Origin of the sequence: Tersicoccus solisilvae (assembly GCF_014643255.1) — a bacterium.
In the GTDB taxonomy this organism is placed as follows: Bacteria; Actinomycetota; Actinomycetes; order Actinomycetales; family Micrococcaceae; genus Tersicoccus; species Tersicoccus solisilvae.
The window spans coordinates 331980-344795 of record NZ_BMJI01000001.1; the positions used below are offsets into that span (position 1 = coordinate 331980).

14 protein-coding genes are annotated in these 12816 nt (G+C 73.2%); 8 read left to right on the forward strand and 6 right to left on the reverse strand.

The features are described from left to right. Window positions 1–16: 16 nt before the first annotated feature. The 4 genes from trxA to IEX22_RS01640 are packed head-to-tail and all read right to left on the reverse strand — an operon-like array spanning window position 17 to window position 2280. Window positions 17–418, reverse strand: coding sequence for a thioredoxin (gene trxA, locus IEX22_RS01625; RefSeq protein WP_188665337.1), 402 nt, complete (start codon window positions 416–418; stop codon window positions 17–19). Window positions 419–463: 45 nt separating this feature from the next. Next, complete coding sequence (locus tag IEX22_RS01630; RefSeq protein WP_188665340.1) at window positions 464–1327, reverse strand: sulfite exporter TauE/SafE family protein; 864 nt, start codon at window positions 1325–1327, stop codon at window positions 464–466. Window positions 1328–1357: 30 nt separating this feature from the next. Further along, complete coding sequence (locus tag IEX22_RS01635) at window positions 1358–1654, reverse strand: rhodanese-like domain-containing protein (protein ID WP_188665343.1); 297 nt, start codon at window positions 1652–1654, stop codon at window positions 1358–1360. 38 nt (window positions 1655–1692) lie between these two features. Then, window positions 1693–2280, reverse strand: coding sequence for a rhodanese-like domain-containing protein (locus tag IEX22_RS01640; RefSeq protein WP_188665346.1), 588 nt, complete (start codon window positions 2278–2280; stop codon window positions 1693–1695). Between the two features lie 142 nt (window positions 2281–2422). Between IEX22_RS01640 and IEX22_RS01645 the strand changes: the two genes are divergently transcribed. Further along, window positions 2423–2680: a metal-sensitive transcriptional regulator gene (locus IEX22_RS01645; protein WP_188665348.1), complete on the forward strand. Its 258-nt coding sequence runs from the start codon at window positions 2423–2425 to the stop codon at window positions 2678–2680. Window positions 2681–3086: 406 nt separating this feature from the next. Next, window positions 3087–3497, forward strand: a complete 411-nt coding sequence (locus IEX22_RS01650; protein ID WP_188665351.1) for an arsenate-mycothiol transferase ArsC — start codon at window positions 3087–3089, stop codon at window positions 3495–3497. A 79-nt stretch (window positions 3498–3576) separates the two neighbouring features. On the opposite strand, the gene IEX22_RS01655 is transcribed toward IEX22_RS01650, so the two are convergent. After that, window positions 3577–4596, reverse strand: a complete 1020-nt coding sequence (locus IEX22_RS01655) for a zinc-dependent alcohol dehydrogenase family protein (protein WP_188665354.1) — start codon at window positions 4594–4596, stop codon at window positions 3577–3579. 229 nt (window positions 4597–4825) lie between these two features. Here IEX22_RS01655 and IEX22_RS01660 point away from each other — a divergent pair, with 229 nt between their 5' ends. The 3 genes from IEX22_RS01660 to IEX22_RS01670 all read left to right on the forward strand — a co-directional run bounded on the left by IEX22_RS01660 (window position 4826) and on the right by IEX22_RS01670 (window position 8587). Then, complete coding sequence (locus IEX22_RS01660) at window positions 4826–5182, forward strand: hypothetical protein (RefSeq protein WP_188665357.1); 357 nt, start codon at window positions 4826–4828, stop codon at window positions 5180–5182. A gap of 22 nt (window positions 5183–5204) precedes the next feature. Then, on the forward strand, window positions 5205–6803 hold the full coding sequence (locus IEX22_RS01665) for a hypothetical protein (RefSeq protein ID WP_188665360.1): 1599 nt from the start codon (window positions 5205–5207) through the stop codon (window positions 6801–6803). Between the two features lie 104 nt (window positions 6804–6907). After that, on the forward strand, window positions 6908–8587 hold the full coding sequence (locus tag IEX22_RS01670; RefSeq protein WP_229659686.1) for a formate--tetrahydrofolate ligase: 1680 nt from the start codon (window positions 6908–6910) through the stop codon (window positions 8585–8587). A 20-nt stretch (window positions 8588–8607) separates the two neighbouring features. Here IEX22_RS01670 and IEX22_RS01675 read toward each other — a convergent pair whose 3' ends face one another. Beyond that, window positions 8608–9045, reverse strand: coding sequence for a phage holin family protein (locus IEX22_RS01675; RefSeq protein WP_188665365.1), 438 nt, complete (start codon window positions 9043–9045; stop codon window positions 8608–8610). 84 nt (window positions 9046–9129) lie between these two features. On the opposite strand from IEX22_RS01675, the gene IEX22_RS01680 reads away from it, so the two are divergent. From IEX22_RS01680 to IEX22_RS01690, 3 genes are all read left to right on the forward strand, one after another. Then, window positions 9130–10284, forward strand: a complete 1155-nt coding sequence (locus IEX22_RS01680) for a histidinol-phosphate transaminase (protein ID WP_188665368.1) — start codon at window positions 9130–9132, stop codon at window positions 10282–10284. A 205-nt stretch (window positions 10285–10489) separates the two neighbouring features. Further along, window positions 10490–11767, forward strand: a complete 1278-nt coding sequence (gene pdhA / locus IEX22_RS01685) for a pyruvate dehydrogenase (acetyl-transferring) E1 component subunit alpha (RefSeq protein WP_188665371.1) — start codon at window positions 10490–10492, stop codon at window positions 11765–11767. 88 nt (window positions 11768–11855) lie between these two features. Further along, window positions 11856–12815, forward strand: a complete 960-nt coding sequence (locus tag IEX22_RS01690; RefSeq protein ID WP_188666084.1) for an alpha-ketoacid dehydrogenase subunit beta — start codon at window positions 11856–11858, stop codon at window positions 12813–12815. Window position 12816: the final 1 nt, after the last annotated feature.

Genomic DNA, 12816 nt, shown 5'->3' on the forward strand with positions numbered 1-12816 from the left:
GGTGGAGCGGCGCCGGTCAGGACGCCTGCGCGGCGTTCCGGTGGGCCGTCTGCTGCTCCTGCTGGTGAGCCGCGATGCGGGCGCGGACGTCGTCCATGTCGAGGTCCTTGACCGCGGCGATGACCTTCTCGAGGCCCGAGGCGGGCAGGGCGCCCGGCTGGGAGAAGACGAGGATGCCCTCGCGGAAGGCCATCAGGGTGGGGATCGAGGTGATGCCGGCGGCGGCGGAGAGGCGCTGCTCTGCCTCGGTGTCGACCTTGGTGAAGACGACGTCGGTGTGCTTCTCGGACGCGGCGCTGTAGGTGGGGGCGAACTGGCGGCAGGGTCCGCACCAGGACGCCCAGAAGTCGACGAGGACGACGTCGTTGGTCTCGATGGTGTCCGCGAACTGCTGTTCGGTGATGTCGATGACGGCCATGGGGTACTCCTTCGGGAAAGGGGGATTCGCGTGGGGGAACGGGGATCAGGCGGTGACGGTGCGCCGCAGCGGGCACCGGGGGACGGCGAACCAGCAGACGATGGCGCCGGCGGCCAGGGCCACGGCGACGCCCGCGAGGACGAGGCCCGTCGCGCCCGGCAGGTTCTGCGCCAGCACGATGACGCCCATGGCGAGGACGAAGACGCCGAACCAGCGGCGCAAGGCGATCGCGGGGACGCGGCCGACCAGCCGGGCGCCGATCAGGCTGCCGGCGATCGCCACGAGCGTCACCGCGCCGATCAGCGGCCAGTTCAGGGCCGTGCTGGTGGTCAGGTGGCCGGCCAGCCCGGCGGCGGAGTTGACGGTGATGACGAGCAGGGACGTGCCGACGGCCTGCGGCATCGACAGACCCGCGAGCAGCGTCAGGGCGGGCACGATCATGAAGCCGCCGCCCGCGCCCACCAGCCCGGTGAGCAGCCCGACGCCGACGCCGACCGCGAGCACGCGGGGCACTCGTCGTCCGGTGGGTCCCGCCGTCGTGACCGGCCCGCCGCGACGCCCGCGGATCATGGCGATCGACGTCACGAGCATCATCAGCGCGAAGAGGATCATCAGCACCGTGCCCGGGACGAGCCGGCCCAGCAGACCACCACCGAACGCTCCGAGCACCCCGGCGGCGCCGAAGAGCAGCCCGGTGCGCCAGGCGACCCGGCCGGCTCGGGCGTGCGCGATCACGCTGACCGCCGACGTCGTGCCGACCACCACGAGCGAGGCCGTGATGGCCTGCGCCGGGGAGAATCCCGCGACCCACGTGAGGACCGGGATCGTGAGGATCGAGCCGCCCCCGCCGAGCAGACCGAGCAGCAGCCCGATCAGTACGGCGAAGGCGAGGGTGAGGGGCACGGTCATCGGTGGCGTCCTTCGCGGTCGGGGCCCGGGTCAGCCGACGGGCAGGCCGGCACGCTGCCAGGCGACCATGCCGCCGGCCATCGTGTCGGCGCGGTAGCCGGCCCGGCTCAGGGCCTCGGCGACGTGGGCGCTGCGGTTGCCGCTGCGGCAGACCACGATCACGGGCCGGTTCCGGTCCAGTTCGGCCAGGCGGTCGCCGACGGCGCCCATCGGGATGTGCAGGGCGCCGGGGATCATGCCGGCGCTCACCTCGACGTCCTCGCGGACGTCGAGGACCTGCTCGTTGCTGCGGCGCCGGTCGGCGTCGGCGACGGTGATCTCGGACATGGTGTCGTCTCCTCGGGGGCGGTGGTCGGGGGGAGCGGTCAGGCGGTGGGTCGCGGGAGCTGGCCGATCGCGGACGCGGCGGTGGGCTCCTGGGCGCTGCGGTTCCAGGGCATCTTCGCCAGCACCTGTCCCATGGCGCAGGTGTTCGAGGCGGCGGAGAAGGCGAGGCCGCCCCCGATGACGCCGGCCACGGTGCGCAGCTTCGGGGAGAGGAAGCGGCCACCGACCAGACCGGCGAGGACGAGGGAGCCCGCGGCCATCCGCACCTGGCGATCCATCGCCCAGGTGCCGGCGCCGCGGACGACGTCGCCGCCGGCCGCCGCGTAGCCCGGCGCCCCGTCGGTGAGCACGAACGCGGTGTCGACGCCGGCGCCGGCGAGCTTCACGCGGGCCTGCTCGGCGCGGACGCCGGACTGGCACACGAGCACGACGCGCTCGCCGAGGCGGGACGCGAGGTCCGCGGTGTGCTCGGCCAGCAGGGGCAGCGGCACGTTGTAGGAGCCGCGGATGTGCAGGGCCTCGAATTCGGCGGCGGAGCGCACGTCGAGGATCACGAGGTCGTCGTGCTGGTCGATCCACTCGCGCAGGGTCGTCGGCTCGATGGTGGTGATCGTAGGGGTCGTCATGGGGTCCTCTCGGGAGTTCTCGATGGGGCGTCGACCTCAGCATGACAGATACCCCCCGGGGTATGCAAGACACCCCCGGGGGTATACGATGAGATCGCTCCCACCGCCCACCACCCGCCCGGCACTGCTACAGGAGGCCCCCGTGCAACTGGACACCACCGAGATGACACCGGTGATCAACCGGCTCAAGCGCGCCCAGGGCCAGTTGGCCGGCGTCGTGCGCATGATCGAGGACGGCAAGGACTGCAAGGACGTCGTCACGCAGCTCTCCGCCGTCTCCAAGGCACTGGACCGCGCCGGCTTCGCGATCATCGCGAGCGGGCTCCAGCAGTGCCTGAGCAACCCCGACGAGACGCTCGACACGAAGGACCTGGAGAAGCTGTTCCTCTCCCTCGCGTGAGGCGATCGCGGAGGGGAGACGCGCAGGACGACGGACGGAACCCGGTCAGCGGAGCGCGGCGATCGCCTTCGCGGCGGTTTGGCCGCGGTCCGGCCGCGATCGCGCTGAACAGCCGCAGCCGCACCGGGTCGGCCAGCGCCTTGAACGACCGGGCCACGGCCTCTGCCTGGGCGCCGTCGAGAGGAATCGAGCGCGGTGTGCTCGGCGGTCCGGACCTGTCCCGCAGGGGGGTCGCGCCAGCCCTACCCCATGTTGAATAGCATCGAATCAACGGGCAACCTGCGCACCTGTCGAGGGAGATCGAATCTGGCCCGCCGGAACGCCGCCGACAAGGACGGCGTTCTCGCCGAGGCCGCGCGGGTCCGCGCGTGAGCACCCGTCGGCTCCAACCCGCCCAGGAGACGTCATGAGCACCCCGTCCGTCCTGTTCGTCTGCGTCAAGAACGCCGGGAAGTCCCAGATGGCTGCCGCCCTCGCGCGTCAGCACGCCGGAGACCGCCTTCGGGTGCACTCCGCCGGAACCAGGCCCGGCACCGCTCTGAACGCCCAGTCGCGGGCCAGCGTCGAAGAGGTGGGCGCGACCATGGACGGGGAGCAGCCCAAGGCGATCGACCGCGGGCTGCTCGACACCGTCGACCGCGTGGTCGTCATCGGCACCGAGGCGGTCATCGACCATCCCGGGCGTGCGCCCATCGACGTCTGGGAGACGGACGAGCCGAGCCTGAGAGGCATCGAGGGCGAGGAGCGCATGCGACTCATCCGCGATGACATCGACCGGCGGGTTCGAGCCCTGATCCGTGACTTGACCGCCGGTTGAGCGAGCTCGGCAGGAAGCGGTCCGGCGCCACGAAGGCCCCCGGCAGGTGCCGGGGGCCTTCGTCGTGCGCGGGAGAGGATCAGACGGTGAGCAGCACCTTCGTGGCGCGCCGCTCGTCCATGGCGCGGTAGCCCTCGGCCGCCTGATCCAGGGGCAGCGTCAGGTCGAACACGGCGCCCGGGTCGATCGTCCGGTCCCAGATGAGCTGGATCAGCTCGGGCAGGTACTGGCGGACAGGAGCGGGGCCGCCGTGCAGGTGCACCATCGAGCCGAACAGTTCCTGTCCGGGCAGCTCGACGTCGTGCGAGACGCCGACGAAACCGACGTGGCCGCCATGCCGCGTCGAACGGATCGCCTGCATCATCGACTCCTGGGTGCCGACCGCCTCGATCACCGAGTGGGCGCCGAGCCCGTCGGTCAGCTCCTTGATCTTCGCCACACCCTCGTCACCGCGCTCCTCGACGATGTCGGTGGCGCCGAACCGCCGGGCCAGCTCCTGCCGGTCCGCGTGGCGGCTCATCGCGATGATCCGCTCCGCGCCCAGCTGCTTCGCGGCGAGCACGCCGAGCAGCCCGACGGCGCCGTCGCCCACCACGGCGACGGTCTTGCCCGGGCCGGCCTCCGCGGCGACGGCCGCGAACCAACCGGTCCCGAGCACGTCGGACGCGGCGAGCAGGGACGGGATCAGGTCCTCGTCGGGCCGGCCGGGGGTGGCGACCAGCGTGCCGTCGGCGTGGGGGATGCGGGCGTACTCGGCCTGGGTGCCGACGCTGCCCATCGGGACGACGTGCACGCAGCGGGACTGGTACCCGGCCCGGCAGATCTCGCAGGTGTTGTCCGAGGCCATGAACGAGCCGACGACGAAGTCGCCGGGCTTGACGGTGGTCACGTCGGCGCCGATCTCGGTGACGACGCCGACGTACTCGTGGCCCATCGGGGCCCCGTCGACGTCGTCCGCGCCGCGGTAGGGCCACAGGTCGGAGCCGCAGATGCAGCTGGCGGCCAGCTTGATGATCGCGTCGGTGGGCTCGACGATGACCGGGTTCTCGCGCTCCTCGACCCGGACGTCGCCGGGGGCGTGCATGATGACTCCGCGCATGAGTGTGCTCCTGAGTGTCGGAATGGTTCGGTTCCATTCCATCGTGCCTCACGGTGGCGGCCCTGGTGCGCCGCCCCGGGGAACGGCTCCGTCCGTCGGAGCTTCTCCCTCCCCAACGGGGAAGCGTTCTCCCGTTGTCCCCACGCCGGCGCGAACCACCCCGCCCGGCCCGCGCCCCGGCCTAGGGTCGGCTCAACGGCTGCACCGTGAGGCCGGGAAGGAGGTGCCGATGTCCGGGGACCGCGTCGACGCGGGCGACGGGAGGCTCGTTGCCGCCGCGCTCGTGGACGAGCTGGTGCAGCGGGCCGCCGCGCAGGCCGCCGCCCTGTCTGCCCAGCAGGCCGACCTGGCACACTGCGCCTGTGCCACGTGGCAGTCGCGCGCTGCGCTGGGGTATCGCGACCGACTCCTCTCCGCCCAGAGCACCCTCACCGGCGTCGCTGCGCAGGTCGACGAGTTGCGCCGGCACCTGGCGGCGTTGGCAGCGGACCTGCGGCACGGGCGGGCGGGCGACCTGGTCGATGCGCAGGACCGCCTCGCGGACGCCGTCGTGCGGGGCTACGCGACGCCGGGCGTGGTGCCGTGACCCGGCGGCGGGGAGGTGGCCGATGAGCTACTCCCGGGATCCAAGCGGCACCGGCGCCGGTCAGGAACCGTTCGTGCCGGTGCTGCCGCCGAGCGCGGGCAGCACCAGCGGCACGCTGACCGTGCGGGGAGGCGTCGACGGCATCGCGTGCAGCCTCGAGGAACTGGACGAGGCCGCCGCGCGGGTGCAGGTCGTCGCGGAGGAGCTGTGCCGGGTCAGCGCGGCGCTCGCCGCGATCACCGGGGACCTGTGGGGCCTACCCCCGAGCGTCCAGTTGCCGGCCATGGCGTCCCGGCTGGCCGGTGGTGACGCCCAACTGGCGGCGGGCACGTCGGGCAGCCGCCTGCTCGAGCTGGCCGCCGGCGTCCGCACCGCCCGGGCGGCCTATCAGCAGAGCGAGCTGATCGCCCTCGCGGCCGTCACCGCCCGACGGCACGCCGAACTGACCGGGCTGCGCACGATCGGCAGCGCGGCCGCGGGCGCACCGGCCGCGGGGCCGCTCGCGGGAGCCACCGCGGGCGTGGTCGCCATGGGCCTGGGGGCCTGGCTGGCCCAGCTGACCGTCCGGGCTCGCGCCGTCGGCTACCGCGACGCGGTGCAGGACGAACTCGCGACGCTGCCCCGGCTGATCGATCCGACCGATCCGCCACGGGTGTTGCCGATGCTCGACCGCCTGCTCCGCGACTCGGGGCACACCACCGGAGCGCTGGCCTGGGTGACGCTGACGGCCGTGGCCGCAGGGCGGCGGGGCGGGGTCGTCACGGCCGGCACGCTGAGGGTCGATGCGCGGGGTGGCCCCACGACCGCGCCCGCGGCACCGGCCACGCTGTCCACGATCACCGGAAACCTGGCCGCCGCGGCCGCGCGGTCGCGGGCCGGCCCGGACGGCGTCGCCCGCAGCGCGGTGACCGTGCGCCGGCTCGACGGCGGCGCGGCACCGGTGTGGGAGGTCGACATCCCGGGCACCACCGGGTGGGACCTCGCCGACGGACCGGGACTGTTCGACCTGGAGGGAAACGCGGACGCGATCACGGCAACCGACGCGACCGGCACCACGGTCCGGCCCACGCAGGTCGGGTCCCTCGTCACGGCCGCCCTCGCCGCTGCGGGTGCACCCCGCGGCGCCCGGGTGATCCTGGCCGGGCACAGCCAGGGCGGCATCCACGCCGCGGCGTTGGCCGCGGATCCCGCCTTCCGCGGCCGCTACGACGTCCGGCAGGTGGTGACCGCGGGCTCCCCGATCGCCGGCTTCACCATTCCCTCCGGGACGGCGGTGCTCAGCCTGGAACACCGCGACGACATCGTGCCCGCCCTGGACGGCCGACCCAACATGGATGCGAGGAACCGGGTCACCGTCACCGGCTCCGCGCCGCCCGCCGGATCGGGGGCGAGTCCGCTGCAGACGATCGCGGCCGCCCACGGCCTGGCCGGCTACCGCCGGATGGCCGCGGAGGCGGACGGGGCGACCGATCGGAGCGTGGCGGCCCAGCGGGAGTCGTTGCGGGACCTGACCCGGGGGGTGACCCGGCAGACCGTGTGGGTCGTGGAGGGCCGTGACGTGCCCCTCGCCGGTGCGGCACCGGACGTCCGACGCCCACCGTCGCGGCGACGGGCGACGTGACTGCCTTCGAGCGCCGGGATTCCGGTCGGTCCCGCCACCTTTCCCGTCCCTCCGCTACGGTGTGAACCAGGCCACACGAGGAACCACCACGGGAGGTCACGACGATGCTGTCGGACATCGAGATCGCCAATGCCGCCGTGCTCCGCCCCATCCGGGACGTCGCGGCCGAGACGCTCGGCATCGACGAGGAGCACCTCTCGCCCTACGGGCGCCACAAGGCCAAGGTCGATCTCGGTTACCTGGCATCGCTCGCCGACCGGCCCCTCGGGAAGCTCATCCTCGTCACGGCTCTCTCCCCCACACCGCCGGGCGAAGGCAAGACCACCACCACCGTCGGCCTGACCGATGCCCTGCACGGGCTCGGCCACCGCACCGTCGCGTGCCTGCGGGAACCGTCGATGGGGCCGGTGTTCGGCATGAAGGGCGGAGCCGCCGGCGGCGGACACAGCCAGGTGGTCCCGATGACCGACATCAACCTCCACTTCACCGGTGACTTCGCGGCGATCGCCGCGGCCAACAACCTGCTCGCGGCGCTGATCGACAACCACGTCCACCACGGCAACGCCCTGGACCTGGACACCCGCAGCATCACGTGGCGGCGCGTGCTCGACGTCAACGACCGTGCGCTGCGGGAGGTAGTGGTCGGCCTCGGCGGGCACGCCAACGGCTTCACCCGCGAGGACGGCTTCGACATCGTCGTCGCCTCCGAGCTGATGGCGATCTTCTGCCTCACCGAGTCCTGGGCGGACCTCAAGCAGCGGATCGGGGAGATCGTCGTCGGCTACACGCGGGCGGGCAACCCGGTGACCGCCCGCGAGCTGGGCGCCCACGGGGCCATGGCGGCCCTGCTGCGTGACGCGCTCGCCCCCAATCTCGTGCAGACCCTCGAGGGGGCACCCGCCTTCGTGCACGGGGGCCCGTTCGCCAACATCGCCCACGGCTGCAGCTCCGTCGCCGCGACCCGGGCCGGGCTGCGGCTCGCGGACTACGTCGTCACGGAGGCCGGCTTCGGTGCGGATCTCGGCGCGGAGAAGTTCGTCGACATCAAGTGCCGCAAGTCGGGGCTACGGCCCGACGTCGCCGTCGTCGTCGCCACCGTCCGCGCCCTGAAGTACCACGGCGGGGTGGCGCTGGCGGACCTCGGCGCGGAGGACCTGGCCGCCGTCGAGGCCGGCATGGTCAACCTGCGCCGGCACCTGGCCAACGTGCGCGGCGTCTACGGCATCCCCTGCGTGGTCGCCGTCAACCGGTTCCCCACCGACACGGACGCCGAGATCGCGGCCGTCGTTCGGCTCGCGGCCGCGGAAGGGGTCCGCGCCTTCCCGGCCACCCACTTCGCCGACGGCGGCGCCGGGGCGCGGGACCTCGCCACGGGAGTCCTGGAGGTGCTCGCCGAGCCGTCGGCGTTCACGTTCTCCTACACCTACGACGACGAGGCGTCGCTGACGGAGAAGGTCGAGGCGATCGCCACCCGCCTCTACGGCGCCTCGCTGGTCACCTGGGACGCCCGCGCCCGACGCCGGCTGGAACGGATCGAGCACGACGGGTACGGCGGCCTGCCGGTGTGCGTGGCGAAGACCCAGTACTCCTTCTCCACCGACCCGCACGCCGTCGGCGCCCCGACCGGGCACGAGATCCACGTCCGGGAGGTGCGGCTCTCCGCCGGGGCGGGCTTCGTCGTCGTGGTGTGCGGGGACATGATGACGATGCCCGGCCTGCCGGCGACGCCGTCGGCCGGGCGGATCGACCTCGCCGACGACGGGACCATCCTCGGCCTGTCCTGAGCGTCCGTCGTGGGGGCCGGTCAGTCCCGGGCGGCCCGCCGACGGGTCCGGTGCCGCTCGGACGGGCCGAGCCAGCCCACCAGCAGCGAGACCACCGAGACGATCAGCGCGGCGAGCACCGCCGTCCAGAAGAACGTGTCGATGATCAGCTTCGCCGGTGTGAACGTGCTCAGCCACGCGGTCAACCACAGCATCAGGGCGTTGATGACGACGCTGAACAGGCCCAGGGTCAGGCAGGTGATCGGGATGGAGAGGAACGCCAGCACGGGCCGGATGATCGCGTTGACGAGGCCGAAGATGAGGCTGACGATGACGTACGCGACCATCGTGGCGGCCTGGGCGCCCCCGAACGTCCGCACCATGGCGGCGTCGGCGGTGATCTGCAGGCCGGGCAGGAGCCAGGCGGCGACGGCGAGGGCCAGGGCGTTGACCACCCAGCGGAACAGGAACCGGCTCACGGGACCATCGTGCCACGGGGCCGGGTGGGTGCGCAGGATCCGCCCGGGAGATCGGCGCCCGGCCCGATGATTAGGGTGTTGCCCATGACCTCGATCGACCCGAACGCTGCCCCTGTTCCCGCCGCGCCCGGCACCGACGACGCGGCGCCCGCACCCGCGCCGGGCGTCCGGCCGCGCGCGGTGCTCGACGCGCTGCCCCGCTACGCCGCCGGGCGGCCCGCCACCGTCGTCGAGGGACTGCAGAGCTTCAAGCTCTCCTCCAACGAGAACCCGCTGCCGCCCATCCCCGCCGTGCTGGACGCCATTCGCGACACCACGGCGATCAACCGGTACCCGGACGCCGTGAGCACGCGGCTGCGGGAGCGGCTCGCCACCTACCTCGAGGTGCCGGCCGAGGACATCGTCACCGGCGGCGGCAGCCTCGGCGCCCTCAACCAGGTGCTCGCCACCTACGCCGGCCAGAACGACTTCGGCGCCCCGGACGAGGTCGTGTACGCGTGGCGCTCCTTCGAGGCGTACCCCATCTCGGTGGGCCTGTCCGGAGCGACCAGCGTGCGGGTGCCGCTGCTGCCGGACGGCCGGCACGACCTGGCGGCGATGGCCGCCGCGGTCACGGAGAACACCCGGGTCGTCCTGCTGTGCACCCCGAACAACCCCACCGGTCCGATCCTGACCCACGACGAGGTGGTCGACTTCCTCGGCCGGGTGCCCAGCCATGTCGTCGTCGTGCTCGACGAGGCCTACCTCGAGTTCGTGCGGGACCCGGCGGCGGTCGACGGCCTCGCGCTGTACCGCGCGTACCCCAACCTCGTCCTGCTGCGCACGTTCTCCAAGGCGCACGGTCTCGCCGGGCTGCGCGTCGGCTACACCGTGGCGCAGCCGGTGATCACGGAGAACCTCCGGGTCAGCGCCGTGCCCTTCGCGGTCTCCTCGCTGGCCGAGACGGCGGCCATCACGTCCCTGGACCACCTGGACGAGGTGCTGGCGCGGGTCGACTCACTCGTCGCCGAGCGGGACCGCGTCGTCGCGGCGCTGACCGAACAGGGCTGGGACCTGCCGCAGGCCGAGGGCAACTTCGTGTGGCTGCGGCTCGGTGAACGCTGCGGTGACTTCGCCGCGGCCGCCGAGCGGCAGGCGCTGTCCGTGCGGCGGTTCGGTGACGAGGGCGTGCGGGTGAGCATCGGCGAGGTCGACGCCAACACCCGGTTCATCGACCTGTGCCGTTCGTTCGGCGCCTGACCGCGTCGCGTCGTCCGGCCGCCTGACCGCGTCGCGTCGTCCGGCGGCGCGCGGCGCGAATAGTGGCCCGTGGCGGCGATCGCTAGGCTAAGGCCGTCACTGCAGGTCATATGCGCCAGGCGGAATACACGGGCCGTCCCCCGTCCGCGGGCTGCCGACCGTCCCACCCTCCCAGGGCCATGCCGCCCGGACAGGAGCCGGATCGATGTCTTCCCGCGCCACCACGGGCATCCCCGAGCCGGTGCCGGCCACCGCGGACCCGGCGGGCCCCGGACCCGCCGACGGGCTCGACGGCGCCGACCCGGCCCCGTCGTCGGCCGGCACCCCCGCTGACGACGCCACGGTCGACCTGCCCGACCTGCCCGGTGCGGACGAGATGGTCCAGCTCCTCGACGAGGACGGCATCCGGCACCCGCACCCGTTCTTCGACGCGTACCTCGCCGACGTCACCGACGACGAGCTGCGCACCTTCTACCGGGACATGGCCGTCACCCGGCGCTTCGACGCGGAGGCCACGGCCCTGCAGCGTCAGGGCCAGCTCGCCCTCTGGGTGCCCTCGCGGGGGCAGGAGGCCGCGCAGGTCGGGTCCGGCCGGGCCGCCGCCCCGCAGGACTACCTCGTGCCCACCTATCGGGAGCACGCCGTCGCCCGCACCCGCGGCGTCGACTTCGCCGACGTCATGAAGCTGTTCCGCGGCACGTCCAACAGCGGTTGGGACCCGCGCGAGACGAACTTCCACGTCTACACGCTCGTCCTGGCCGCCCAGGTGCCGCACGCCGTCGGCTACGCGATGGGCATCGCCCGCGACGGGGCGGTCGGCAATGAGGACCCCGCCCGCAACGAGGCCGTGATCGGCTACTTCGGTGACGGCTCCAGCACGGAGGGGGAGGTGCACGAGGGGATGGTCTTCGCCTCGTCCTTCACCGCGCCGATCGTGTTCTTCTGCCAGAACAACCAGTGGGCCATCTCGGTGCCGATCGCCGTGCAGTCCCGGGTGCCGCTCTCCCGCCGGGCCGCCGGCTACGGCTTCCCCGGCGTGCGGGTGGACGGCAACGACGTGCTCGCCGTCCACGCCGTCACCCGCTGGGCCCTGGAGCGGGCGCACGCCGGTTCCGGGCCGTCCTTGATCGAGGCGTTCACCTACCGGCTGGGCGCCCACACCACCGCGGACGACCCGACGAAGTACCGGCTCGCCTCCGAGGAGGAGGAGTGGGCCGCGAAGGACCCGCTGACCCGGTACGAGCGGTACCTGCGCGCCGAGGGCCTGGCCGACGACGCGTTCTTCGCCGACGTCGCCGCCGAGGGCGACGCCGTCGCCGCGCACGTGCGGGAGGCGACGCTGAGCCTGTCCCTGACGGGGCTCGACCGGGCCTTCGCCAACGTCTACGGCCAGCCGCACCCGCTCGTCGAGGAGGAACGGCGCTGGCACGAGCAGTACGAGGCTTCCTTCGCCGCCGACGACACCGGCGACGGCACCCACTGAAGGGGATCGACACGTGACCACGACCCACACCAGCCCCGCCCCGGCCGCGACCGGCACGGACGCCGCGACGGGCACCACCACGCTCACCATGGCCCGCGCCCTGACCGCCGGCATGCGGGCGGCCCTGGAGCAGGACGAGAAGGTCCTGCTGATGGGTGAGGACATCGGCGACCTCGGCGGCGTCTACCGGATCACCGAGGGCCTGAAGAAGGACTTCGGCGCCTCCCGGGTGGTCGACACCCCGCTCGGTGAGGCCGGCATCGTCGGCACCGCGATCGGCATGGCCCTGCGCGGGTACCGGCCGATCTGCGAGATCCAGTTCGACGGGTTCGTCTTCCCGGCGTTCAACCAGATCACCACCCAGCTGTCCAAGATGCGCACCCGCACCGACGGTGCCCTCAGCGCGCCCGTGGTCATCCGGATCCCCTACGGCGGCGGCATCGGCTCCATCGAGCACCACTCCGAGTCGCCCGAGGCCTACTTCGCCCACACCCCGGGCCTGCGCGTCATCACCCCGTCCACGCCGCACGACGCTTACTGGATGATCCAGCAGGCCGTGCAGGGCGCCGACCCGGTGATCTTCCTCGAGCCCAAGCGCCGCTACTGGCTCAAGGGCGAGGTCGACACCCACCGGCCGACCCCGGATCCGTACCGGGCGCAGATCGTGCGGGAGGGCACCGACGTCACCGTCGTCGCCTACGGGCCGCTCGTCCCGGTCGCGCTCGCCGCCGCCGACGCCGCCGCGGAGGACGGCCACCGGCTCGAGGTGATCGACCTGCGCAGCATCTCCCCGCTCGACGCCGACACCATCGAGAACTCGGTGCGGCGCACCGGCCGGCTCGTCGTCGCGCACGAGGCGCCGACGTTCGGGGGCATCGGCGGGGAGATCGCCGCCCGCCTGACCGAACGCTGCTTCTACAGCCTCGAGGCCCCGGTGCTGCGGGTGGGTGGCTTCCACCTGCCGTACCCGCCGGCCCGCGTCGAGGAGCACTACCTGCCCGACATCGACCGCATCCTCGACGCGGTCGATCGCACGCTGGCCTACTGAG